The organism is Akkermansiaceae bacterium, from assembly GCA_024233115.1.
Lineage (GTDB): Bacteria > Verrucomicrobiota > Verrucomicrobiia > Verrucomicrobiales > Akkermansiaceae > Oceaniferula.
In genome coordinates this window covers 631,980-658,625 of the sequence record JACKQB010000004.1, presented here as the reverse complement: position 1 = coordinate 658,625, position 26,646 = coordinate 631,980, and the positions used below count along the sequence as shown (strand labels likewise).

Genomic DNA, 26,646 nt, shown 5'->3' with positions numbered 1-26,646 from the left:
AATTCCAGCCCTACTCATCTTAGGGCATCGTATATCCTCAGCATCTTCATGCCAACTTTCAATTGCCATTCGCGGAGCATCATGCAAATCCTCTGGTAATTCGAGAGCTGGCTTTAAATAGTAACATCGTAATGCATACAAGATATACGCACACGTTAAGGCTACCAACCCCACGTATATCGCCAGTGCTCGCTTGCGCTTCATTATTATTAGCTAACGTAAAGCTCAACCGACCGCCCAAACCGTAAGGGCAAATCTATGAGCAAAGTTAAATGGTGACTACGCCCCGGACTCTGAGCCGGTTAGCGGTCGGATGCAGCGACTTGTTCGGTCACATTATTCACGCTAACCTTGTTTGTGTAAATTCACAGCTGATTTATATGTAGATCGCTCAATTCTAAAACGCCATATACTTGTGATAGACATAAATAACATGACGAGCGCACAGATAGGGATAAGTATTGATCCGGAATCAGACCAGATGGGCCGCGCAATGTTTTTTCTGTAAAAGTGGCTGATGGCTTTTGTTGAAGATTCGGTTTTTGTTTCTGTTTGTTTTTTTGTTAGTTGAGCTTGAGGTAGGATTTTCCTGTTTCCCAAGTCTCGGAGATTTCGACCAATACAGCGGTCACGAGCCGCAGTAGCGAGTCTTCGTTTGGAAAGAGTCCGACGACCCGAGTGCGGCGTTTGATCTGGCTGTTGAGTGTTTCGCAGGCATTGGATGTGCGCAAGCGCTTGCGATGTGCCTCAGGCAAGGTAAACACGGCAAAACCTTCAGGAATGTTCTCTTCGGCCCAGGCTGCGAGCTTTGGCTGGTCTTTGCGATAAGTGTTGACGAAGTCCTTGAGGCGTTCTTCTGCGTGCTCCCGACTGTCTGCATTGAAAACGGCTCGCAGATCTGCCGCGACCTTGCTTTTGAGGTGCTGTTTGGTGATGTAGTTCTGGGCGTTCTGCTGAAGGTGGAACTGGCAGCGTTGCCACGGACTGGCATTGAACGTGGCTTTGAGGGCTGCCCTGAGACCTGTGTGTGCATCGGATGTGATCATGTCGGGAATGCCGATGCCGCGCTCCTTGAGGTCGGTCAGGAACTCTCGCCAATGAATCTCTGCCTCGGAGAGGGCGCAGGAGACGCCAAGGATCATGCGTTTGCCGTCGTCACGTCTCACCCCGATGGCTTTCAAGGTGGCGCAATCCCTTACAGTGCCGTCGATGCGGACCTTGTAGTAGGTGGCGTCGAGCAGCAGATAGGCGACTTCGGGTAGAGGGCGTGAACGCCATTTTTTGAACTCGGCATCAAGCTCAGAGGTGAGCTTGGAGACCTGTGCTGATGAAACGTCAAAGCCGCAAAGTCCCTTCATGACCTGGGTGACACGGCGTGTACTGACTCCCTGCACATACATGGTGGCGATGGCGGCCTTGAGTGATCGGTCACTGCGCGAACCCTTCTCAAGCAGTGAGGTGCGGAATGTCGTGTCACTGTCACGAACCTGGGGAACCTGCAGGTTGATTTTGCCTACGGCAGTCTGGAAGGACCTCGGCTTGAAACCGTTGGCATATCCATTGCGCTCAACGGCGTCCCTTTCATAGGGGGCGGCTCCGATGTGGTGGATGCGCTCAAGCAGCATGGCGGTGTTCATGAGGAGTTCAGCGATCTTTGAGAGACTGTTTTCGAGTCCGTCGGCGAGAAGAAGGTTGATGATTTCGTCGTTATGGCTAGGATGTGTCTGTTCGTTCATTGCTTTTGTTTGGTTGTGTTAGAACCTTCATTCAAAAGCATTGGGCGGACGCTGGCAACCCCTGAGGGGGGATGGCGCGCCGCCGCAACGGCAGCCGATTCCGCTACGCTCCATCGCCTGCCGTTGCGGCGGGGTCAGGGTATAGCAGCTTTTACAGACAAATATTTACACTACCACCAGATGAAAAAAACGGAAAGCGCAGATATAAATATCGTCGTCAAAATTGAAAATATCATCTTACTTTTTAAGAGCACGAGGTTCGCTCTTTGCTCCTTTAAATACTGATCCATGTGAAGATTATCGCTCATGTTGTATTTATATTTTATTACCGAACGTATAGCTCAACCGCCGCCTCGTAAATGGTGAAAGGCTCTAAATAGTCGATTCGTGTAAACCCAAGCGGAAGTCGAGCGCGGTTAGCGGTCGGATGCAGCGACTTGTTCGGCCACTATTCTTTGTAGTAACCGTGTTCATGCCTGAAGAAGATCCTATGTTCTAATTCGTTAACTCTATCAGGAAATGGGGTAATGATCGCCTCCTGTTCGATGGTGATAGGCAATTCGTAATCAGCAATAATCTCTGTTCCTGCCATACTTGCTAATTCAAGGTCATCTTCTGATGCACCAGTATCAAACACACATCGCCACTTTATTGTATCACCCGTGCGCTCAATCGAAGCAGATCTTAAAGTGGGCGAAACATGTCCCCACAATGCTCTCAACGCTGATAGCTTGAGTATGGTGATCTCGTCTTCCATATTGTTATTGCCGAACGTAGAGCTCAACCGCCGGTGGGTCAACCGTCGAAAACCTGAAATGGTCGTCAGCAAGCCGCCCGTCGCAAACTCTCGGACGGTTAACGGTCGGATGAAGCGCCTTGTTCGGCCACTTTCTTATCTGTGTAGGTAGAACAGCAGAAACAGGATGCAAGGAACTAAAAGCAGCAAAAACCACCCTCCCCATCTAAGAAAGGTTGGATTTGATGGCTTGTCAATATACCGACCTCGGCCCAACAGAATACCTTTGTACTCACTCATAGCATCTGGAAACCAAATACATGCCATCGGGAGTGAATAGTAAATAAGTGATCGAAATACACCCGCTAAATGATCGGACCTAAAAGCCAAGATCACCCACACCGAGAGAACACATATTGATGCAATCCGGTGAATTCTCTGCCTTTTATCTACAGCGTAATTTGCCTCTTTGAACATGAATTCACGGTTTCTTATTATTATTGCCGAACGTATAGCTCAACCGCCGGTGAGTCAAACGCGACAAACCTCAAACGAATGGTGAGCTGTAAAACTCTGTGAAGTCGAAAACGGTTAACGGTCGGATGCAGCGACTTGTTAGCCCGATTTTTTGGATCGCATAGAATTAAGAAATGCATCCTTCTCCTTTCTCTCGCGCAGTAATTCCGCCTCGGAAAAAAACACGGATAAGTATTTGGGTTGTCCTGTCTTAGGGTCGATAGAATACACATAAATGCCCTTGGCAAATCTATGGCGGTGCTTTGATTCTACATATAGGTAGCACGTTCTACCGTGATATGCTCCCCAGACCCGAGTGGGCCAACCTACCTCCTTGAGCTTACCGCAAAAAAGTCGCTTCTTACCTCTATATACATCTATCACGGGTGAATTCCACCCCGGAAACCTCTTATAAATCGGATCCCAACATTGCACCTTCAAATCCACATCAGTAGATTCATGCCCAAATGATATTGTCAGAAGATCACGGAAGGAGCCCATGAACCTAGGAACTTTCTTTGCCGGCTCCTGGCCAGTAATCTCCTCATACGTCTTTGATGCAGCACCTTTCTTTGCTTTCTCAATACGCACAAAATCTTTAGCATGAGTGATACCGAACCCAAAGAGCAGAAATATCACGATGCGAGTGTAGTTTTTCATATTATTGGCTAACGTAGAGCTCAACCGCCGGTGTGTAAATGTCAGAAACGAGAAATGATCATAAGCAAGCCGCCCGTCGCAAACTGTCGGACGGTTAACGGTCGGATGAAGCGCCTTGTTCGGCCACTATTCTCGCAATAGGTTAGTGACTCGGTGTAGACGATGCAACCATAGCATGTAACAACGCTATGAGAACAAACAGCGGAAGTATAAACAGCACTCTCCATCTCACAAATAACTCTGTGTGACGGCCTCTAAAAAATTTGATGCGTGATACACCAAATATCACAATCATGTATAACAAACTAGATTCGTATATTGAAGCTGCAAATGGTGCCCACACATATCGAGGCAGGAAATCATGAATCTCTGCATAGCCATCAACAACGGACATGCGCCATACGAAGAAATATGCCACCTCGAACGCCAAAAATATAAACAGGAGGCGAACAATATCTAGGCGCTTGTATGTCACTAACGCGATAGCCGCAAACCTCAGAAAAACAAATAGATACCACGACGGCATATATCGGTTAAATGTGCATTGCGGACAACCTAGGATAGATGATAGATCTTCCATTCTTTTATTATTGCCGAACGTAAAGCTCAACCGCCGCCGAAGCAACCGTCAAACAATCTTAAAAGGTTCTTTCGCGTGTGACCGAGCGGACGTCGAGCGCGGTTAGCGGTCGGATGCAGCGACTTGTTCGACCACATTCTTATCTTAGGAGAGGTTCATGCCCAGCCCATAAAACATCAAGAATAGCTGCCGTCGTCATCCACGAAATGATCAGTATTCCGATCAAAGCAACGACTAAACTTATTCGATCCCACTTAGGGCCGCGAAATAAAATATATAATGCCATGAGTTGTAACGGGCCAAGAACATAAAGCGTCATGGCACTGAAATGACCACAAAGGCACATCGTGACACTACCCCAAACAAACCCAATGAAGACCAACGCCCATATGATCATCGAGCGATTAGAATTCAGGCGAACTAAGGATGATTTACCCCTGCTCTTTGCTTTCCTTGGCATTTATTATTATTGTCGAACGTAAAGATCAACCGCCTACGAACAATGTTAAAATACCGAAAATAGGTATACGCTCCGAAACAGATGCCCGACTATTAAACGGTAACGGGTCGGATGCATCGCCTTGTTCGATCAACACAGATCAATGCGCCTTTAAACTGCCGTGGGTAACGAAGATCCTGAACCATTCGATGTGTCCATCACCGCCGCGTGAATCGAATCGTGCATCACACCCAAAAAGGAATGCGAAACCAATCCAAACCATTCACGACAGATTCTTCTAAAACGTTATCAATGGCAGCGAACGAAAACCAAACCATCAATATCGATTCAAATGAGCTGGAAACTCAAGCCGTTCCCGGAAGCGTTCATCGATCCAAAATCATTCAACAATAACGGCATATCGGCGATGCCCCAGGGCAATACTGAACACGAAGAATCAATAATTATCGAACGTAAAGCTCAACCGCCGCCGAATCAACCGCTGAGAAATCTAAAATGGTCTTTCGTGAGTGACCGAGCGGAAGTCGAGCGCGGTTAGCGGTCGGATGCAGCGACTTGTTCGACCACTATTCTTGGGATTTACCCTTATCATGCCTCGATGCCGTCACGCCAACCTGACGCCCTGCTACACGTAGCTTTGTGATCTTGCGACTAGCTAAACGGCAAAAAATAATGGCAACACCTAACATAACTGCATACATGCCAGGGATCTCCAGAAAATAGGTTATCGCAAATAAAGAAACCACCACCGGCACACAAACACTGGCAGCAAAAAGAATAAGACGGGACTCTTCCTTCGATCTAGCATCACGATAGTATGTATATGCTACACCCAAACAGGCTAGGAGTGCCAAAACGGTCGCGGCAATACCAATGATAGAGGTGATATTCATTTCTTATTATTGTCGAACGTAAAGCTCAACCGACCGCCCAAACCGAAAGGGCAAATCTTTGAGCAACTTGAAATCTAAACTACGCCATCGACTTCGAGCAGGTTAGCGGTCGGATGCAGCGACTTGTTAGGCTGATTTTTTGTCTGTTGCATCAATATGAATTGCCCTTTCGTCATTAGGTATATGCAGCGGAATCAGCAGAGTCAATTGGCTGCCGTCATCAAAGATCAACCTCACACAAAGGTTTTTGGCGCATATATATTTGGCTGTCTCACCAGCAAGAAGCGATTTACTGCCAATCTTAATGTAGAATATCTCAGCGAAATATCGATCTTTGGTTCGGCTATTACCCATCCACTTATTTGAATCAAGATCTCTCCACCGGATGGAATCGTTATCCATCCCTTCATCGTCATCGACTAGCTTGTATTCTGCATCAACGATCAATTTATCTGACTTAATCTTTACCGGAACCTTGAATGATCCATGACGTTCTTCACCAATCGTGAACGTTACTACAAATAACACGCCCAAGATAAGTATGATTATGCCTACCGCTTTCTTCATTATTATTGCCTAACGTAGAGCTCAACCGCCGGTGGGTCAACCGTCGAAAACCTGAAATGGTCGTCAACAAGCCGCCTGGCGCAAACTGTCGGACGGTTAACGGTCGGATGAAGCGCCTTGTTCGGCCACATTTTTGTGTGCAGCCAACCAGTGCTGATTGCCCTCTAACTGACGATCAAAACCAGACGGTTCGAGCTCAGGATAATGCTCAAATACTCCGTCACCGTAGGAAGCTATCGAATGCATCCAATAGACCTCACGGTCAGTCTTCAGGTCCTGAGCAACCTTCTGAAATAGTCTAGGATTCTGGGAAAATGCCTCACCGACTAAAGCCATATGGTAGTATGCGTATGCTCCGTCTGATGGATAATTCAGAAAATCTCTCAATCGGTCTTCTGATGGGTTAGCCTCGTAGTCCTGTGCTAACTCATCAAGCTCCACATAGTGGTTAACATCGCCATAATACACGACAAAGGAAATAGGCAGAGCAACAAATATTACCACGAATAAAGCAATTGCAACTTTGACCTTTGATGCACTCATTCTTCTTATTATTGCCGAACGTATAGCTCAACCGCAGCTGAAACAACCGTTGAATATTTATATGGGTTTTTCGCGTGTGATCTCCGCGACTGTGGGACGGTTAGCTGTCGGATGCAGCGACTTGTTAGGCTGTTATTCACGGCGCTTCAATATATTGAGAACCTTTAGAATCGACGATAGTAAGATCATACACGAAATGCAATCTCTCGGCTTGAATATGAGCCCTTAGGTCAGACATTCTATCTTGGTAATAATCTTTATAGGACCGCCCGGGCCTGGGATCTTCTGGCTTAACAATATTCAGCGATATAATTGAATTACCCGAAGTCGAGTTGGAATAGCTCACTATATTATTTGGCCCTGCGTAATTTCCTAGATGAAGGCTTAACCTCTCCTTAGATGCTTGATCGATATTTTTATCGAACCGCAACACATATGAATAACCAGTCGACGGTACTACGACTTCGTCCTTAGTATGACAGCTGGTAAGCGTTAATAGAGTTAAACAAACGATATTTTTCAGTAAGGATGTCATGCTCTTATTATTGCCTAACGTAAAGATCAACCGCCCGTGTGACAACGATCAATAATCATTAACGCAAGATCGCTCTCGCCAGACATCATGAAGTCGGGGGCTACAAGGGGTCGGATGCATCGCCTTGTTCGATCTACACAGATCAATGCGCCTTTAAACTGCCGTGGGTAACGAAGATCCAGAACCATTGGATGTGTCCATCAGCGTTGCGCGGCCATGAATCGTGATCTACCAAACATCCTCTTTCGTTCCGCCTGGCAATCGCAGGGATGTTCCTGAGGAACGAAGGATCTTCCCGGAGAGCAGCCAGGCTAAACCCTTGCGCGTTCCATCGAGGAAATTATCAAATGTCACTTCACGTCATCACCGATCCCGTGGTGATGTGAGTCAGCGATACTGAACTCGCCAAATCGGGTGCCGAACATCACGACGAAAACCCTTGTATGTCCCACCGGAGATCCTGAATGCGTAGAATCCGAATTATTATTATCGAACGTAAAGCTCAACCGCCGGTGTGTAAACGACACAAACCACAAACGGATGATTGCTGTAAAACTGTGTGAAGTCGAAAACGGTTAACGGTCGGATGCAGCGACTTGTTCGGCCACTTTCTTCGCTTACGTGAGCTTCGCACAAACAAACCAGAAACAACCACTCCATGTGATTACAGCTAAAAGTATCAATGCAAGCGGTCGATAAAGGAAAACTCTGGTTATAGCCAAACAGAGTATTAAGAGCAGCAGAAATGCCAGAATCGCGAACAATATCAGGCACCATGCATGGTCTGTAATGTATCCATCCCAGATCCGGTTCAACCGGCGCATCAGAGCCGAAGAACCCAGTATCCATATCGGTAAGATAGCAAATGAACCAAGCCAATGCGCGGTATCTCGCTTGGTCGAAGATTCCATCTGGTAGTGTAAATATTTGTCTGTAAAAGCTGCTATACCCTGACCCCGCCGCAACGGCAGGCGATGGAGCGTAGCGGAATCGGCTGCCGTTGCGGCGGCGCGCCATCCCCCCTCAGGGGTTGCCAGCGTCCGCCCAATGCTTTTGAATGAAGGTTCTAACACAACCAAACAAAAGCAATGAACGAACAGACACATCCTAGCCATAACGACGAAATCATCAACCTTCTTCTCGCCGACGGACTCGAAAACAGTCTCTCAAAGATCGCTGAACTCCTCATGAACACCGCCATGCTGCTTGAGCGCATCCACCACATCGGAGCCGCCCCCTATGAAAGGGACGCCGTTGAGCGCAATGGATATGCCAACGGTTTCAAGCCGAGGTCCTTCCAGACTGCCGTAGGCAAAATCAACCTGCAGGTTCCCCAGGTTCGTGACAGTGACACGACATTCCGCACCTCACTGCTTGAGAAGGGTTCGCGCAGTGACCGATCACTCAAGGCCGCCATCGCCACCATGTATGTGCAGGGAGTCAGTACACGCCGTGTCACCCAGGTCATGAAGGGACTTTGCGGCTTTGACGTTTCATCAGCACAGGTCTCCAAGCTCACCTCTGAGCTTGATGCCGAGTTCAAAAAATGGCGTTCACGCCCTCTACCCGAAGTCGCCTATCTGCTGCTCGACGCCACCTACTACAAGGTCCGCATCGACGGCACTGTAAGGGATTGCGCCACCTTGAAAGCCATCGGGGTGAGACGTGACGACGGCAAACGCATGATCCTTGGCGTCTCCTGCGCCCTCTCCGAGGCAGAGATTCATTGGCGAGAGTTCCTGACCGACCTCAAGGAGCGCGGCATCGGCATTCCCGACATGATCACATCCGATGCACACACAGGTCTCAGGGCAGCCCTCAAAGCCACGTTCAATGCCAGTCCGTGGCAACGCTGCCAGTTCCACCTTCAGCAGAACGCCCAGAACTACATCACCAAACAGCACCTCAAAAGCAAGGTCGCGGCAGATCTGCGAGCCGTTTTCAATGCAGACAGTCGGGAGCACGCAGAAGAACGCCTCAAGGACTTCGTCAACACTTATCGCAAAGACCAGCCAAAGCTCGCAGCCTGGGCCGAAGAGAACATTCCTGAAGGTTTTGCCGTGTTTACCTTGCCTGAGGCACATCGCAAGCGCTTGCGCACATCCAATGCCTGCGAAACACTCAACAGCCAGATCAAACGCCGCACTCGGGTCGTCGGACTCTTTCCAAACGAAGACTCGCTACTGCGGCTCGTGACCGCTGTATTGGTCGAAATCTCCGAGACTTGGGAAACAGGAAAATCCTACCTCAAGCTCAACTAACAAAAAAACAAACAGAAACAAAAACCGAATCTTCAACAAAAGCCATCAGCCACTTTTACAGAAAAAACATTGCGCGGCCTTCCATCTTTTCACCCATCGCAATACGAGTGAGGATGCTGAATAATGCATTCATTATAATTATTGCCGAACGTAGAGGACAACCGCCGCGTGTAAAATAGTGGTGGTCCAAGTGAAATTCTTAACTGTAAAATGGCTGCGGACTACGAACGGTTAACGGTCGGATGCTCCGCCTTGTTCGGCCACTTTCTTGAGCACGAGGGTAGCTCCAATATTACTAAGAAAATCCAGCTCCAGTTTTTCGTTTCTTATGCGCCACTTAAAAGTATTAGTCCAATCTGAAGTCTGGTTCTTAAGATCATATAATACGATGATATCTTTTGAAATAGCGTAACGATGTTCGGATGCGGCCCCCTTAACTCCATCTTTACCTGCGGTCATTGTGGCAGTCCCATCGGGTCTTATAATCAATTCAAAGGTTACATTAGGGATAGGAGTATCCTTTGGCGTATTCTTGTGAAGCACAAACTTACCTTCACCCCAAGTACCAACTAGTTTTGCGGCTATGGCATTCCATTTCACTGTTTCGCCAGCATTACAAATGGTCATCAACGCTATTAATATTATTGTAGTATATGTTTTCATAGTTTTTTCTTATTATTGCCGAACGTAAAGCTCAACCGCCGTCGGGTCAACAGTCATAGGCTAAGCATGGTTGTTTCCTGTAAACCCGAGCGGAAGTCGAGCGCGGTTAGCGGTCGGATGCAGCGACTTGTTCGGCCACATTCTTTCTTCAATCATAGAGTCACCGTTACTACATGCATATCGCCAACAACAATAGGATATTGAATATTATCGGCAGCACCAGTAAAACTCTCCACATGCTCTTTATCGTAAAGTATGATCGAAACAGTATCCAGGTGTGAACTACAGACCAACATATTAGCACAATAGCTCGGTAAACTTCACCATGCGCATGATGCCTCATTCGAGCCGAAAAAAAGAGCGTAAATATCAGTATTACGGGTGTTAACCAGACAGCAATACTGAGAAATCTTCGCTCACACGATGAGAGCTTGCGCCCATATAACATGTCACTTGGATTCATATTATTATTGCCGAACGTAAAGCTCAACCGCCGGTGAGTCAAACTTGATAAATCTAAAAAGGGTCTTTCGCGCTAAATCTATGTAAAGTCGTTAACGGTTAACGGTCGGATGAAGCGCCTTGTTCGGCCACATTCTTTGAAAAGTGCGGTCAAAACTACAGGCTCTCAGCTTCTCTCCCTGCAAAATCTAATGCAGACGATCACTGAGTATACTAATGTCAGTATGGAGAATAGGATAAAAAGGTAAGATAACCAATTCAACTGAACCTCACCTACCCAATCGTCCTCCAACATAGAATGATCGATCTGCGAAACATCATCAGGAATAATATATCCATCTTTAGCCTTCACTACAGTCGCTGGAATAGCTGTAAATCCACCAAGAATGAATAACATAAATGATATTCCAATAAGCATTACGCCTTGCCGCAGTGTCTTCATATTATTATTGCCGAACGTAAAGATCAACCGCCCGTGTGACAACGCTCAATAATCATTAACGCAAGATCGCTCTCGCCAGTCATCATGAAGTCGGGGGCTACAAGGGGTCGGATGCATCGCCTTGTTCGATCTACACAGATCAATGCGCCTTTAAACTGCCGTGGGTAACGAAGATCCCGAACCATTGGATGTGTCCATCAGCGTTGCGCGGCCATGAATCGTGATCTACCAAACACCTATTTCGTTCCGCCTGGCAATCGCAGGGATGTTCCTGAGGAACGAAGGATCTTCCCGGAGAGCAGCCAGGCTAAACCCTTGCGTGTTCCATCGAGGAAATTATCAAATGTCACTTCAGGTCATCACCGATCCCGTGGTGATGTGAGTCAGCGATACTGAACTCACCAAATCGGGTGCCGAACATCACGACGAAAACCCTTGTATGTCCCACCGGAGATTCTGAATGCGTAGAATCCGAATTATTATTATCGAACGTAAAGCTCAACCGCCGCTTAATCAACAGCTGAGAAATCTAAAATGGTCTTTCGTGAGTGATCGAGCGGAAGTCGAGCGCGGTAAGCGGTCGGATGCTGCGACTTGTTAGGCTCATTCTTCTTGCTGCGGAAAATGTCTCTCTAGTGCATCCATATCAAAATGCTTCAGGTTATTCCTGATGTATTCTTGAACATTTGCAGGTGTAGCCCCACACTTCTTGATGCTCAATAACAACGATATTCCTGAGCCAATCCAATATGCCAGCATTCTATCGCCAAGCCACAACGACATCCCCCACGTAATCAGGGCGTAAATAATTGGAAGAATGATTAACGATAGTAAATATGAAGGAACCGGACCATTCCCAACAATTATCCCCATGCTCCTCAAGCGTGTAGAAAAGGGCATCCCAAATACCAAGATAATTATACATGGGACTATGAAAAACGCGCAAGCTAGAGATCCAACTAGCCATCCTATTATTATTTGTGTCATGTTCTTATTATTTATTGCCTAACGTAGAGGTCTGCCGCCGGTGGGTCAACGGTCGAAAATCTTAGATGGCCTTAACTGTAAAACGTCTCTCGACTACGAACGGTTAACGGTCGTCAGCACCGCCTTGTTAGGCATAGTTTTTGGTGAATCGGTAAATACGATCTTCGTCACCGTGAACCCTAAATACCGTGCTCCGGTGCAGGGTGACTTGCTCGCCCTTCTTAAATCTCAGAAAGATATAGAGAAACCCTTCATAATCGGGGTCTTCATCCTTCTGGAAGCCAATATCGAACTTATCATGAGTATCTATTATCTCACCAATCGGCACACCATCTACGAGAAACGCACCTGGGAGAATTACATCAACATCAGATTCAGCGATCAAAGTCTCCCCAGACATCCAACGATACTCTTCACCGTTCACACAAGAAATCGTGTTATTCTTAACTTTGCGTTTCCAGAACATATTCTTATATTGCCTAACGTAAAGCTCAACCGCCGGTGGGTCAAACTTGATAAATCTAAAAGGGTTTTTCGCTCTAAAACTCCGTGGCGTCGAGAACGGTTAACGGTCGGATGCAGCGACTTGTTCGGTTAGTTTTTTAGATCTTGCCGCTTAGACGTAGACACCGCCCTCCATATTATTAATGGAACAACTAAAGTTAAATATACTGCGACTAAAAACCAAGAGGCAATATATGTAAGTGTTCTAACGGAAAAGTCTTCGGATGTAGCCTCAACACTATAAGGCTTAGCAAACACAAACCAATTATCATTAAGTCGTTCGACGTAGTAAATCGAATCTCCAGGGTAGTTTTGGTCATCATGTATATCATATCCAAAGCCAAACGATCCTTCATATAATTCAACACAACCTACAAACCTCCCCCAACAGAACTCAAAGCTGCGATACATACTAGAGGAATCAAACCAAACCCATACTAAAAACATCAATGGGAATAGGGCAAACCATGCTAATCGGGACTTCAATACGCATAGAGCATAGCACCTTAATGTCATATTACTCATATCTAGATGACACTTCACCGAAGAGATTCTTATTTTTTACCGAACGTAGAGCTCAACCGCCGACAGGACAATCTTCGAATCACCAAAAATGGTCTTTATCTCTATCAGGTCGCGAGTCGTGGACGGTTAACGGTCGGATGAAGCGCCTTGTTCGATCCGCACAGATCAATACGCCATTCACAGGGCGTAGGTGAAAATGATCCAGAAACAATTCACCGTGACCAAATTCGCGAATTCACCAGAAAATGATTCCAACCATTCGACGACAAGAACCGCTCGCCTCCAGATACCATCACCATGCTCTCAACCGAAAAATTATGTAGGCGAAGAACCGATGTCACCCACCCCTTGCAATCGACTGAGCGAGATAATCAAACCGATCAACGGAACCATTCAACGATCACAACCAAAAACCACCAGCGGCATATCTAACGAAACATAAGGAAATTCTTTCTTATTATTATCGAACGTAGAGCTCAACCGCCGCCGAGTCAACCGCCGCAAACCAAAAATGGTCATCAGCAAGCCGCCCGTCGCAAACTCGCGGACGGTTAACGGTCGGATGAAGCGCCTTGTTCGGTCAATTATTATCTATAGCTGGCTTCCACTTCACCACCCTAATTAGATCCTTTAATTTAATCCAATCATTATTCCAGCGAAAAACTTTTTCGCCATTACGATCACGGATAACATAAAACTTCACACCATGATCACCTCGTAAACCAAGATAAATATGACCACGTATCTCATCTCCACTTGCCTGTGCACTTCGGCAACTCGCCTTAATCGCAATCTCCATCATTTGTGATGTGTCCTTATCTAGAGGTATCCCCAATGAGGTCTTCTTCTTAAACGAATCTTTGGTCGCATCATATTCTTCATAAATCACGATATAATCGTAATTCCGGAATTCCTCTAATCCTGCGAGAATATGGAGATTGCTAAATATCACCAAAAAAAATGTTATACCTGTAATCTTGGTCTTCATAATTCTTATTATTACCGAACGTAAAGCTCAACCGCCGGTGGGTCAAACGTGATCAATCTAAAAAGGTTTTTCACTCTCAGACTACGCGCGTCGAGAACGGTTAACGGTCGGATGAAGCGTCTTGTTCGGCCACTATCCTTGATTAGGCTAGTCATGTAAGGCTTTGAGGTGCTTCTTCGATAATGGCGTGCCGATAGGCTGCTTAGAATACCAATACCTCGTCTCAAGAAACCTTATCGGGGTATATAGTTGAGATGTGATGTTCTTGACCACAGCGCCAATGAACTTCCCCTCACCAGCGACGACAGAATGTTCTAAATAATTATTGGAGTGGTCGCGAACAACGGAATGAACAATGAATTCGCTCTTCCGTGCACCAACATATCCGATCAGGTAAATTCCCAGGATTAACGCAAGAACGGCACATCTCTTTCGACCAAACATCACGAGTTCTTATTATTATTGCCGAACGTAGAGAACAACCGCCGCGTGTAAAACAGCTGCCGATCATTCATGTTTTTAACTTAAAAAAGGTCTCGGACTCAGGACGGTTAACGGTCGGATGCTTCGCCTTGTTCGGTAAATTTTACTCTAACAAACGCCCAACACGGAAGACGATCACTGGCCATTCACTCCGACCGCTCTAGCCATGTGCAGAGGATATGCGGCAACGTCTGAAATGTCAAAATAGGATGGTGCCAAGTTCGGTGATGAAAGTTCCGGGGTGAACCGCCAAGCCATCAGGCACTTCTCAGAAGGATGTAGCTTATTCGACCATTCACCGCCATTCCGCATCATTTGTCCAACGACTGGAGGCTCGATAAACCAAAAATCCCTTCACTCTTCACCAACGCGAACGATCTGATCAAAAGGTCTTATTATTGACCGAACGTAAAGCTCAACCGCCGCCTCGTAAATGGTGAAAGGCTCTAAACGGTCAATTCGTGTAAACCCGAGCTGGAGTCGAGCGCGGTTAGCGGTCGGATGCAGCGACTTGTTCGGCCACATTTATCGCAAAACATGTTAGTTTTCAGAATGACTTTTGCATGACCTCAGCAACATCAATCCTTGTAAAAAGGCAACACACATGGCGAACACACCAATCTCCTTCGTATGCCTCAGATTAGAGATCATAGTAACCTTGTTAAGCTCGCGATTACTCGCCGCCATACTGCACATTGAGACAACTTCTGTATGCATATGAATTGTGTATTCCTTGCCAACCTCACGTATAAATCGCTCCTGAACCGCTTTAGAATCATAATCTGCTATTGCCTCAACTTGAGATGTAACCCTATATGCATCCCATCCCTCATACGCTAAGTATAGCAAAAAGGATAGAGTCAAAAGGTGTGCTGTAAACCGAAACATTCTAAATTTACCACTCATTGTTAGTATGCGTTTTTATTATTGCCGAACGTAAAGCTCAACCGCCGCCCCGTAAATAGTGAAAGGCTCTAAGCGGTCGATTCGTGTAAAACAGAGCTGGAGTCGAGCGCGGTTAGCGGTCGGATGCAGCGACTTGTTCTGCCGTATTATTCTTACGCGACTCGTGTAATCGCTCGGCAATCCATATTTTGATCAAAGCCTGTCGCGCTACGCCAACACGATCCGCTTCATGATCCAAGCGTGAAACCATCCATATAGGAAAATCGACGTTCACACGCTTGGCTTGATGACCTGGGCGAACGGCTTTACTCAAATCCAGATAAGGAAGAATGTCCTCCTCTCCGTCATCAAAAATCTTATCTAGTTCTTCAGCTTTCATATACTTCTATCTCCTTTGTTCTTGCTCGTCTTACAGAAATGATCCGAATTCTTTCTTCTCTCATCGTGTAGAATGCGGCCCACACCTTGCCACCAAAGCTTGCAAGCAAGGCAAACCGCTGTTCTGTCTCGCTATTAGCGGGAAAGACAACTCTGTCTTCGTCCTGCCACAAGGCTTGGGCTGATGTAAAATCGATTCCATGTTTTGATTCATTGCTCCGGCTTTTTTCTGGGTCAAACTCGAACGTCACGGTATACTTAATATACCGTAAATCGTTGTGTTTGCAACTATTATTATTATTGCAGAACGTAAAGCTCAACCGCCGGTGTGTAAACGACACAAACCACAAACGGATGATTGCTGTAAAACTGTGTGAAGTCGAAAACGGTTAACGGTCGGATGCAGCGACTTGTTCGGCCACTTTCTTCGCTTACGTGAGCTTCGCACAAACAAACCAGAAACAACCACTCCATGTGATTACAGCTAAAAGTATCAATGCAAGCGGTCGATAAAGGAAAACTCTGGTTATAGCCAAACAGAGTATTAAGAGCAGCAGAAATGCCAGAATCGCGAACAATATCAGGCACCATGCATGGTCTGTAATGTATCCATCCCAGATCCGGTTCAACCGGCGCATCAGAGCCGAAGAACCCAGTATCCATATCGGTAAGATAGCAAATGAACCAAGCCAATGCGCGGTATCTCGCTTGGTCGAAGATTCCATCTTTTCACCCATCGCAATACGAGTGAGGATGCTGAATAATGCATTCATTATAATTATTGCCGAACGTAGAGCTCAACCGCCGCCGAGTCAACCGCCGCAAACCAAAAACGGTCATAAGCAAGCCGCCCGCAGCAAACTCACGGACGGTTAACGGTCGGATGAAGCGCCTTGTTCGGCCGATTTTTTTGACCAGCATATAGCTTCGGATTCGCGTGGAAATGCCCCTTCTATCTGTGCTATCACTGCTCGATCAATATCAGGGAAATTTGTGTATACGTGCATACTGAATTCGTCCCATTGGTCATCGAGGTCTGTAATGAAAATGCCATTCACATCATCAACTATTAGGCGAAAGCCAAATGCATGAACAGAGAAGCAATCTCGTAACTCGGCCTTGATTACTCGAATGTCCTTCCATTCGGTAAATACACACCGCTCAAGTATGAGCCAGCGCCTCTCGCAAAGTGTGATCCCATGAGAAGAAAATTTGTAACGTATATGACGAGTTCCAGACACTAAATTATGCTGAGGGGATTCTTGTTATATTATTGCCGAACGTAGAGCTCAACCGCCGGTGAGTCAACCGCCACAAACCTGAAATGGTCAATACCTCTCACTCGCTGCAAACTGTGGGGCGGTTAACGGTCGGATGAAGCGCCTTGTTCGGCAAGATTATTTGGTAAGAATGCTCTCAACGATCTTCCCCGTCTCCAGAGAAACGCTACACGTCATACCTCCCCAACTAGCACATCTAAAGAAGTCCCCTTCCACAATAATGGGATTTGCATATACATCTCCATACATGGGCAACTCCGCCTCCCACAAAATGCCATCATCGCTTAGTAGGTAAATGTTCGATACACCTTTGGGATGGCCGTGGTATGCCTCACGGACTAATACACCATACTCTGTCTTGATGGCTTCTACTATCTCGGTGTGACGTGCGATCATGTCTTATTATTATAGCCGAACGTAGAGCTCAACCGCCGGTGTGACAAGGTCCAAGGCTATGCGTGGTTGATTCCGTGAAATGGTTTCTGGCCTGGGAACGGTTAACGGTCGGATGAAGCGCCTTGTTCGGCCACAATTCTTGTCTTCCGCTAGAGAAAGGCACTACCTTCAGCGCTTGAGCTTACAGATCCATTCGTCCCTCCAGCTCTATCATTTGGCACCCGATACAGGCAGAAATATAAAAATGGCCCGATAAACGGAAACCAGACCAATATCGACCATACAGTGCGCCGCAAAAACGGTATCTCACGGTGCTTGGGCAGCAGGAATAAGCCTAGGCAAACTCGTAATGAAACTACAAAGCTAATTGCTATCATCGCGCTAAACAATGGATTCTGTGTGATGTATTCATGCATTATATTATTATTGCCGAACGTAGAGCTCAACCGCCGCCGGGTCAACCGTCACTAGCCAAAAACGGTCTTTCACTCTTAAACTACGCGAGTTGAGAACGGTTAACGGTCGGATGAAGCGCCTTGTTCGGCCACATTCTCTGTCAGCGCGTTATCGTGACCAAACACCCGGTAGCCTATACGTGTCAGGGTTCCAAACATTAGAGGCAGTATCGGAATCAGCATGGCATACCAAAATGGCAGGCTTGCAGGTGTGCCGTCCGATGCCTTGGGAACATAATCCAACCAGTATAAATAAGAATATCCCAATACAGGCACAAGAGCCAAACCCATGAAACAGTATTGAAGCCTCCTATGCAGCCTATTATAGCGACCATCAATCCTGACCATCACCCAAACCATAAATATCCCAATAAATGCCAAGCACCAAGATAGCTGAAGCATGGTTGAAAATGATTCAGGCATCCCTTCGGAGGGATAAGCTGTCGCAATCGGATTCATTCTTATTATTGCCGAACGTAGAGCTCAACCGCCGGTGAGTCAACCGCCACAAACCTGAAATGGTCAATACCTCTCACTCGTTGCAAACTGTGGGACGGTTAACGGTCGGATGAAGCGCCTTGTTCGGCCACATTCTTGCAAACACCGCATGTACGCAAAACCGTCACCAACCATTAGTCCCGACCGTCTCTGCAAATGTGCGATAGCCTGGCATATCATGCATCGAAGCCAGAAACCGTTGACCAACGATCATGGGGAAAGCCGATGAGCAACATGGATCAAACCAGCCTCAACCATCACATCTCCATCGAGGGATCAAGCAACGGCGAATACGGCAGCAGGAACATCCGTCATCGAAACCTGAAGACAACGAGCAACCCCAAAACTCATTCGCCTAACATACACGGACACACGAAACGCAATGCATGCATTCTTATTATTGCCGAACGTAAAGATCAACCGCCCGTGTGACAACGATCAATAATCATTAACGCAAGATCGCTCTCGCCAGTCATCATGAAGTCGGGGGCTACAAGGGGTCGGATGCATCGCCTTGTTCGATCTACACAGATCAATGCGCCTTACAACTGCCGTGGGTAACGAAGATCCTGAACCATTGGATGTGTCCATCACCGCCGCGTGAATCGAATCGTGCATCACACCGAAAACGGAATGCGAAACCAATCCAAACCATTCACATCAGATTCTTCTAAAATGTTATCAATGGCAGCGAACGAGAACCAAACCATCAATATCGAGCCAAATGAGCTAGAAACTCAAGCCGTTCCAGGAAGCGTTCATCGATCCAAAATCATTCAATAATAGCGGCATATCGGCGATGCCCCAGGGCAATACTGAACACGAAGAATCAATAATTATCGAACGTATAGCTCAACCGCCGTCGGGTCAACGGTCATAGGCTAAACATGGTTGTTTCGTCTAAACCCGAGCAAAGTCGAGCGCGGTTAGCGGTCGGATGCAGCGACTTGTTCGGCCACTTTCTTTGCAGCGCGTCGCACCCCACAAGATATACTTGTGTTAAAAACATACGTGACGGCAATGAAGATGAATATAGTGCTTCTGAGGTATTCTCCTTCGAAGATTCTCAGTAGTGAATGCACACACAATGCTACCGCGACGATAGACATCACAAAAATTGCAGGAGCACTTAGAATATAGCCTCTTCTGTCATTAAGAACACCGTCTAACTGCACTTCAGATAGACCGACCCTAAGTTGACGTTTATAGCTGTGCGCCTCAATAACCATAGAGAATAAAAGCAACACAATGATCACCCCTGCTGTTATATACACGATCATATTATTATTGCCGAACGTAGAGGTCTGCCGCCGCATGTAAAACGGTGAGCAATCGAGGGAGGTCTTAACTGTAAAATGGCTTCCGACTACGAACGGTTAACGGTCGTCAGCACCGCCTTGTTCGATCTATTTTATTGCCTGTGCAAAAATAAGGTCGTCTCCTTCTCCTGGCACCTCTGAAAACTTACGATCCCTACCTGCCGACCAAACAATCATCTCACCATTGCCGATATATACACGGAATTTTGTCCCCCACGCGTCTTCAACATCGCGGTCGTCTAGGAACCTGATCTGCTTAGGTCCACCTTGGTTGAGAATATCCACCATCGGCTGATCTGTCGCAGATGGTCTCTCTCCATACTCAGACATCCAATTAAGGTAAGCTATGGCTATAGCATTAGACTTATTGTAAGTTCTTACCATCGAATGATCATGATGATGTGAGAATGATCTTATTATTGGCCATGCAACAAACATTGCTGCTCCCAAAAGCAGTAGCCCAACCAATAATTTCGTTTTCATAGTATTTATTCTTATCGAACGTAGAGCTCAACCGCCGGTGAGTCAAACGCGACAAACCTCGAACGGATGATTGCTGTAAAACTGTGTGAAGTCGAGGACGGTTAACGGTCGGATGAAGCGACTTGTTCGGCAACCATCCTCTCAAACACCACCCGGCTCCCTTAAACGTCCCCCATCATTCACACCGACCGTCTCTGCAAGCGTGCGAAAGCCAGGCATGTCGACCGAAGCCAGAAACGCCAGAGCAACGACCACGGAGAAAACCGATGGGCAACATGGATCAAACCACCCTCAATCTATAAACCGACATCGATGGATCAAGGTAGAGCGAGCGCGGCAGCGGGAACATCCAGCATCGAACCTGATGACCATGATCAACCAATAACCCATTCATCTAACCAACGCGGCAACACGCAACACAATGCGTGCATTCTTATTATGGCCGAACGTAGAGCTCAACCGCCGGTGTGTAAATGTCATAAACCAAATATGGGGCATCAGCAAGCCGCCCGCCGCAAACTCACGGACGGTTAACGGTCGGATGAAGCGCCTTGTTCGACGGCGATTCTGAATAGTCAGGATGTGCCGACTCGTGATCGCATCGTGCTGGCTCTCTCGCAACCCCGCCAAGAACCGCCGACAGCAAGTTTCTGGCACCGGAGGCAGCTGTGCTTCGTGAATCGATCCGCCGTGCCAGTATCTTGCGAAACCCTTGCACGAACCACTCCCTTGCGCCCAAAAAGTGACACCTGGGAATCTCATCCGCCGAAACCTGTGCCCTGCACGATGATGCCGTTCAAGACACCAGCAACGGATCAAGCAACCTGAGATCATCAGCGAAACCTTCCATCATGGTGCATCGAGAACCGCCAACTTCAGAAAATTATTATTATTGGCGAACGTAGAGCTCAACCGCCGGTGAGTCAACCGCCGCAAACCTGAAATAGACGATACCTCTCACCCGCGGCAAACTGTGGGACGGTTAACGGTCGGATGCAGCGCCTTGTTCGGCAACTATTCTCACTTCCCATGCCAGCGCCTGAAACCGATGTCCAACCATGAACCTCGACCGCACTTCTCAGCACACGCCTGCATGAAATAATGTGCCGGAAACCGCAGAGCCACGACCGAACCAGCCCAGGTGACAAAAATTCATGGATGAGTGGCTCAGTCATCGGACAGGTGGCGACGGGCAATCCAGATCGATCAACGGAAACCTAAACCGAACAGCACCGCCACAACACCAGAAATCTCGACCAGCCAAATCCCCCATCGACGTCACCGAAGCGAACAATCCATGGAACATCCATCTAATTATCGCCGAACGTAGAGCTCAACCGCCGCCGAGTCAACCGCCACAAACCGAAAATGGATCATACCTCTCAATCGCGGCAAACTCTCGGACGGTTAACGGTCGGATGAAGCGCCTTGTTCGGCCACATTCTTCTTATGATAAGGCCTTCAAACCCTTGCTAACATAGGCAATCCATTCGTCATTGTTGAGGATTCTATCTTGTCCGCTAGCACGCTTAGTAATGACTATCCTGCCATCTGACATGGCCTTAAGAACAACTTGATCGTCTGCATCAATAATACCAAAACCAGAATCTTGTGCCGCCAAACGAGCATCGCCCAACCATCGTTCGCGGAGAGACTCCTCCTTTCGATGCTTTGTCTTTCGCCATTGAATATGCTCAATAACTTTGTCTATCAATTCGTCTAGCATACGGATATTCTTATTATTGCCGAACGTAAAGCTCAACCGCCGGTGGGTCAACCGCCGCAAACCAAAAACGGTCATCAGCAAGCCGCCCGTCGCAAACTGTCGGACGGTTAACGGTCGGATGAAGCGCCTTGTTCGGCCACGTTCTTCTTCATCACAATATCCCGCAGGACATCATTCATCGCATCTTTCGGTATCTGTATGTGAGTCCTGTCTCGTGTATATAAGAATACATCACAGGCATCCTCTCTGACCTCACGCAAATCATCCTCGGTTCCGCTGAAGAGGATCTTACTATCCTTCTGTATCTTCACTACGCCACTACAGTTATCAATCTGCCATGTGACTTTCATCTTCTTGAACGCAGATATTCCGCCACCGACCAAGATTATAATGCCAAACACGACCAAAAGGTTAAAACCATGCTGATGCCAATATCGTAATAACTGAGACAGATAAAGCATCATCAGCACAATAGATATCACAAACTTCCAATGATGTGTTACTGTCATCTTCATTATTATTGCCGAACGTAGAGCTCAACCGCCGCCGGGTCAACAGTCGAAAATCAAGAATGGTCATAAGCAAGCCGGCCGTAGCAAACTCGCGGACGGTTAACGGTCGGATGAAGCGCCTTGTTCGGCAACTATTCTCACTGCCCGTGCCAGCGCCTGAAACCGATGTCCAACCATTAACACCGACCGTATCTGCAGATGTGCGACAGCCTGAATGAGTATGCCGGAAACCGCAAAGTCAGGACAGAGCCAAAGCGGGATGCAAAAATTCATGGATGAGTGGCTCAGTCATCGGACAGGTGGCGACGGGCAATCCAGATCGATCAACGGAAACCCAAGCCGAACAGCACCGATGCAACGCCAGGAATCTCAACCCGCCAAATCCCCCATCGATGTAACCGAAACGAACAATCCATGACACATCCATCTAATAATCGCCGAACGTAGAGCTCAACCGCCGGTGGGTCAACCGCGACAAACCTCGAACGGATGATTGCTGTAAAACTGTGTGAAGTCGAGGACGGTTAACGGTCGGATGAAGCGCCTTGTTCGGCAACCATCCTCTCAAACACCACCCGGCTCCCTTAAACGTCCCCCATCATTCACACCGACCGTCTCTGCAAGCGTGCGAAAGCCAGGCATGTCGACCGAAGCCAGAAACGCCAGAGCAACGACCACGGAGAAAACCGATGGGCAACATGGATCAAACCACCCTCAATCTATAAACCGACATCGATGGATCAAGGTAGAGCGAGCGCGGCAGCGGGAACATCCGGCATCGAACCTGATGACCATGATCAACCAATAACCCATTCATCTAACCAACGCGGCAACACGCAACACAATGCGTGCATTCTTATTATGGCCGAACGTAAAGCTCAACCGCCGTCGGGTCAACGGTCATAGGCTAAGCAAGGTTGTTTCGTGTAAACCCGAGCTGGAGTCGAGCGCGGTTAGCGGTCGGATGCAGCGACTTGTTCGGTCAGTTTTGATAGATATACGTAGGACTGACCTTTCACCCTCCCCTTCTCAAGGGTCAGTTGAATATTATGGGTCTTCGCGTATACTCGAATCTTCTCAAAATACGACGCGTCTGTCACACACCAAAAATGTAGTGAATGCTTGACCTTCTTCAGTGAAGAAAACTCTTGGGAATACACCCCTGTAGCTTTCGGAGGAAGTGGAAATGAATACACACACTTAACAAGGGGCAATGGAAATTTATCTCTATCCTCTAATGCTAGCTCCCATCGCTTGAGTTGCGATTCATACGCATACCCACCCTTCTGACAAATATAAGACCCCTTGCCATAAAAAAGGCTAGCACAACTGCTGCGATTCCAAACCGCTATGTTCTTACTCGGCTTTGATTCGTCATCCTTCTGACTAGAAACAGCCACCGCAAGGTTCTTACATACAGGGCAACTAACTTGGGCTTGTGCAACTATTGTAGTTCCAACCATTAGCAGTAGCATTAGCGTCTTCATATTATTATTACCGAACGTAAAGCTCAACCGCCGCCATGTAAAACGTCAAAGGCTCTAAACGGCTGATTCGTGTAAAACAGAGCAAAGTCGAGCGCGGTTAGCGGTCGGATGCAGCGACTTGTTAGCCCAAAGTTATTGTTTCTTGGGACTATTGGGAACTCGGTCTAAATCATTCGGAGCACGTCCATAGGCTAATCGGTCTAGTGCAATCGGGACTCGTCCAACCCCCTCGACAATCAAATCCGCATAAATCAATTCCAGCTTATCCATGTCAATTAGAAGCTTAAAAATAGCATTCTTATTCTTTGGCCTTACCACAGTTATAAGTATATGTGGCGGTATATCTCTCGGCAGGTCGCCCCAGGCTCCTTCAAATATGTAGGTATATGGGTAAGGTTTCATCTGTGGTGGTTCGTTACCAAATGGGCTATCGCTTGCATCATACATTAACAGCTCTCGGAGAGAGTTCGGAAAAACCAGCTTCTTCTTCCCAATACTCAGAGACAGTTTCTTCAAATCGAACGATGCTGGAGAATACTCCTTGGGCAACCCGATAAGCCTACCATTCTTAAGACTAAGTACTGCCTCTTCATGCCGAGGCGGACTTTCACGGGCAGTCACTATTGCACTCGAAGCGATAAGACACAATAGAGCTAGGTGTTTTATTATGCGTTTCATTTCTTATTATTGGCTAACGTAGAGCTCAACCGCCGGTGTGTAAATGTCAGAAACCTAAAATGGTCTTTCACTCTCAAACTGCGCGCGTCGAGAACGGTTAACGGTCGGATGAAGCGCCTTGTTCGGCCACATTTATTGAGGAAATGTAATTGCGTAAACAAGCTTTTGAGTACGGCTATAACTCCAATAGAGATTATACCCTTCATGCGACGACTTACAATAGATCCAATCTTCGTCAGAGGTCCAGCCATGTGAAATACTGCCAAAACTCACACCTCCCTCTTGCCAATCAGAATAGCCTTCGCTTCTGAGAATCCTATCTAAAGCCTCAAATTGTGCATCAGAAGCATGAAACCGATACTTGGGTGATTCAAACGGCTGCCAACTCATCAGCGGCTTAGTATCAAGTTCAAGCTGCTCTATCTCAGGCAACCCGAATACCTGACCACAGCCTACTAACCCCCCACGATCAGGCTTACTCAAATAACCAACCCCAACAACGAAGAGAAATACCGCTATCCAAATGAATACTGATTTTCGCATCTTATTATTATTGCCGAACGTAAAGCTCAACCGCCGCGCCCCACCGAAGGGAACAGCTCTGAGCAACATTAAATCTCAACTACGCCATCGACTCCGGGACGGTAAGCGGTCGGATGCAGCGACTTGTTGGGCTTATTTTGTTGCGGGCATCGCCATAGACAGCTCTTGTGTCCTGACTCTCGTCATCGATTCATGAACAGGTTGGCTATACTGACGATACTCGATACAAAAATATCTGTGAGCTATGCGCATAGGTAGACGAACTCTCACAGATATACTACTCTCTGGTTTAACCTCGCTAAAATCTATACCAGTGCCACAGTAACCAGTTGCTTGTTCTTCCCATATCTTAGACCTAGGTGCTCGTGTATAAATCCGAGGGTGGACATTCTGCAATCCATGTGCATATATCCAAAAGGATTTATTCGTAGTGTTCTTAATTTTCACTTCCCTATACATCAGCTTATGGATTTTACCTGAATTGGTATTGGTGACCTCGACTTCCTTCGCCTCTCCAAGAATTATATTTTCGGCGGCAACGGGAACCGCGGGAGCATCTCTCTCCAACCTAATAATGTTGTTCGAGCCTATCTCGGTGTAAAAGCTACGACATATGAGATAGCTAATACCTATTACAAGCAAGCCGCATACAATCGTGATATTAAGGTAACGACTTATTTTATCTGCAACGGTCATAATTTTATTGCCCAACGTAAAGCTCAACCGCCGTCGGGTCAACGGTCATAAGCTAAGCGTATTTGTTTCGTGTAAACCCGAGCTGGAGTCGAGCGCGGTTAGCGGTCGGATGCAGCGACTTGTTCGGCCAAATTTTTCGGCATTAGTACTGAGCCTGATGAAAGAAACACTTATTACTATTCTTAGAGAGATAGAGATAAGAATCGCTGAGGGACTCATCATTCTGTCTATAGGTTTCAACGCTTCCAATATTCTCAAACGGGACAACAGGCAGACGGCCTCCCGATGACTCATCTAGCTTCACAAAGGAACCGCCAGAAAGAAGATCATCTCTATCAGAAGCGTCCATAGTAAATTCTATATAAACATTACCACCTGCAAACGCAATACTACCATCCACGCTAATAATCTTAACCGAGCTTGGTATCGGTGAGCATACGAACTCCCTAAATACCTCTTCAGGGTTTTGTTGTGACATGTCCCGGGGCGTTAACACCAGATAGATACCATAGGCAAAGTATGCTATAACCACCGTTGTAAGGACTAGCGCTATGCCACAACCTAGACGCTTCTTCTTCATATTTTTATTGCCGAACGTAAAGATCAACCGCCCGTGTGACAACGCTCAATAATCATTAACGCAAGATCGCTCTCGCCAGTCATCATGAAGTCGGGGGCTACAAGGGGTCGGATGCATCGCCTTGTTCGATCTACACAGATCAATGCGCCTTGAAACTGCCGTGGGTAA

23 protein-coding genes are annotated in these 26,646 nt (G+C 47.0%); 2 read left to right on the top strand and 21 right to left on the bottom strand.

Annotated features, from left to right (window positions below; translation table 11 throughout):
* Positions 1 to 563: 563 nt before the first annotated feature.
* From H7A51_13855 to H7A51_13845, 3 genes are all read right to left on the bottom strand, one after another.
* Positions 564 to 1,736, bottom strand: a complete 1,173-nt coding sequence (locus H7A51_13855; protein ID MCP5537301.1) for an IS256 family transposase — start codon at positions 1,734 to 1,736, stop codon at positions 564 to 566.
* Positions 1,737 to 2,184: 448 nt separating this feature from the next.
* Positions 2,185 to 2,493, bottom strand: coding sequence for a hypothetical protein (locus tag H7A51_13850; protein ID MCP5537300.1), 309 nt, complete (start codon positions 2,491 to 2,493; stop codon positions 2,185 to 2,187).
* A 594-nt stretch (positions 2,494 to 3,087) separates the two neighbouring features.
* Positions 3,088 to 3,648, bottom strand: a complete 561-nt coding sequence (locus H7A51_13845; GenBank protein ID MCP5537299.1) for a hypothetical protein — start codon at positions 3,646 to 3,648, stop codon at positions 3,088 to 3,090.
* Positions 3,649 to 5,019: 1,371 nt separating this feature from the next.
* On the opposite strand from H7A51_13845, the gene H7A51_13840 reads away from it, so the two are divergent.
* On the top strand, positions 5,020 to 5,226 hold the full coding sequence (locus H7A51_13840) for a hypothetical protein (GenBank protein ID MCP5537298.1): 207 nt from the start codon (positions 5,020 to 5,022) through the stop codon (positions 5,224 to 5,226).
* Positions 5,227 to 5,254: 28 nt separating this feature from the next.
* On the opposite strand, the gene H7A51_13835 is transcribed toward H7A51_13840, so the two are convergent.
* The 4 genes from H7A51_13835 to H7A51_13820 all read right to left on the bottom strand — a co-directional run bounded on the left by H7A51_13835 (position 5,255) and on the right by H7A51_13820 (position 8,243).
* Positions 5,255 to 5,581, bottom strand: coding sequence for a hypothetical protein (locus H7A51_13835; GenBank protein ID MCP5537297.1), 327 nt, complete (start codon positions 5,579 to 5,581; stop codon positions 5,255 to 5,257).
* Positions 5,582 to 5,707: 126 nt separating this feature from the next.
* Positions 5,708 to 6,148: a hypothetical protein gene (locus H7A51_13830; GenBank protein MCP5537296.1), complete on the bottom strand. Its 441-nt coding sequence runs from the start codon at positions 6,146 to 6,148 to the stop codon at positions 5,708 to 5,710.
* Between the two features lie 96 nt (positions 6,149 to 6,244).
* Positions 6,245 to 6,691: a hypothetical protein gene (locus H7A51_13825; protein MCP5537295.1), complete on the bottom strand. Its 447-nt coding sequence runs from the start codon at positions 6,689 to 6,691 to the stop codon at positions 6,245 to 6,247.
* A 1,021-nt stretch (positions 6,692 to 7,712) separates the two neighbouring features.
* The gene (locus H7A51_13820; GenBank protein MCP5537294.1) at positions 7,713 to 8,243 is read right to left on the bottom strand and encodes a hypothetical protein; all 531 of its coding nucleotides are present in this window, start codon (positions 8,241 to 8,243) and stop codon (positions 7,713 to 7,715) included.
* Between the two features lie 71 nt (positions 8,244 to 8,314).
* On the opposite strand from H7A51_13820, the gene H7A51_13815 reads away from it, so the two are divergent.
* Positions 8,315 to 9,487, top strand: a complete 1,173-nt coding sequence (locus H7A51_13815) for an IS256 family transposase (protein ID MCP5537293.1) — start codon at positions 8,315 to 8,317, stop codon at positions 9,485 to 9,487.
* Between the two features lie 231 nt (positions 9,488 to 9,718).
* Here the strand turns inward: H7A51_13815 and H7A51_13810 are convergent, their stop codons facing one another.
* The 14 genes from H7A51_13810 to H7A51_13745 all read right to left on the bottom strand — a co-directional run bounded on the left by H7A51_13810 (position 9,719) and on the right by H7A51_13745 (position 26,478).
* Positions 9,719 to 10,150: a hypothetical protein gene (locus H7A51_13810; protein ID MCP5537292.1), complete on the bottom strand. Its 432-nt coding sequence runs from the start codon at positions 10,148 to 10,150 to the stop codon at positions 9,719 to 9,721.
* A 1,507-nt stretch (positions 10,151 to 11,657) separates the two neighbouring features.
* On the bottom strand, positions 11,658 to 11,954 hold the full coding sequence (locus H7A51_13805) for a hypothetical protein (GenBank protein MCP5537291.1): 297 nt from the start codon (positions 11,952 to 11,954) through the stop codon (positions 11,658 to 11,660).
* Between the two features lie 214 nt (positions 11,955 to 12,168).
* Positions 12,169 to 12,507, bottom strand: a complete 339-nt coding sequence (locus H7A51_13800) for a hypothetical protein (GenBank protein MCP5537290.1) — start codon at positions 12,505 to 12,507, stop codon at positions 12,169 to 12,171.
* 1,143 nt (positions 12,508 to 13,650) lie between these two features.
* On the bottom strand, positions 13,651 to 14,058 hold the full coding sequence (locus H7A51_13795) for a hypothetical protein (protein ID MCP5537289.1): 408 nt from the start codon (positions 14,056 to 14,058) through the stop codon (positions 13,651 to 13,653).
* A gap of 1,501 nt (positions 14,059 to 15,559) precedes the next feature.
* Positions 15,560 to 15,826 (bottom strand): CopG family transcriptional regulator, encoded by a 267-nt coding sequence (locus tag H7A51_13790; protein ID MCP5537288.1) that lies wholly within the window; start codon positions 15,824 to 15,826, stop codon positions 15,560 to 15,562.
* Complete coding sequence (locus tag H7A51_13785) at positions 15,816 to 16,076, bottom strand: BrnT family toxin (protein MCP5537287.1); 261 nt, start codon at positions 16,074 to 16,076, stop codon at positions 15,816 to 15,818. The genes H7A51_13790 and H7A51_13785 overlap by 11 nt, the downstream gene beginning before the upstream one ends.
* 1,940 nt (positions 16,077 to 18,016) lie before the next feature.
* Positions 18,017 to 18,379, bottom strand: coding sequence for a hypothetical protein (locus H7A51_13780; protein ID MCP5537286.1), 363 nt, complete (start codon positions 18,377 to 18,379; stop codon positions 18,017 to 18,019).
* 1,001 nt (positions 18,380 to 19,380) lie between these two features.
* On the bottom strand, positions 19,381 to 19,728 hold the full coding sequence (locus H7A51_13775; protein MCP5537285.1) for a hypothetical protein: 348 nt from the start codon (positions 19,726 to 19,728) through the stop codon (positions 19,381 to 19,383).
* 132 nt (positions 19,729 to 19,860) lie between these two features.
* Entirely contained in the window at positions 19,861 to 20,256 is a 396-nt protein-coding gene (locus H7A51_13770; GenBank protein ID MCP5537284.1) for a hypothetical protein, read from the bottom strand.
* Between the two features lie 1,447 nt (positions 20,257 to 21,703).
* On the bottom strand, positions 21,704 to 21,982 hold the full coding sequence (locus H7A51_13765; protein MCP5537283.1) for a hypothetical protein: 279 nt from the start codon (positions 21,980 to 21,982) through the stop codon (positions 21,704 to 21,706).
* A 107-nt stretch (positions 21,983 to 22,089) separates the two neighbouring features.
* Complete coding sequence (locus H7A51_13760) at positions 22,090 to 22,497, bottom strand: hypothetical protein (protein MCP5537282.1); 408 nt, start codon at positions 22,495 to 22,497, stop codon at positions 22,090 to 22,092.
* 1,616 nt (positions 22,498 to 24,113) lie between these two features.
* On the bottom strand, positions 24,114 to 24,659 hold the full coding sequence (locus H7A51_13755) for a hypothetical protein (protein MCP5537281.1): 546 nt from the start codon (positions 24,657 to 24,659) through the stop codon (positions 24,114 to 24,116).
* A 132-nt stretch (positions 24,660 to 24,791) separates the two neighbouring features.
* Positions 24,792 to 25,202 (bottom strand): hypothetical protein, encoded by a 411-nt coding sequence (locus tag H7A51_13750; GenBank protein ID MCP5537280.1) that lies wholly within the window; start codon positions 25,200 to 25,202, stop codon positions 24,792 to 24,794.
* 838 nt (positions 25,203 to 26,040) lie between these two features.
* Positions 26,041 to 26,478 (bottom strand): hypothetical protein, encoded by a 438-nt coding sequence (locus H7A51_13745; protein ID MCP5537279.1) that lies wholly within the window; start codon positions 26,476 to 26,478, stop codon positions 26,041 to 26,043.
* Positions 26,479 to 26,646 lie beyond the last annotated feature (168 nt).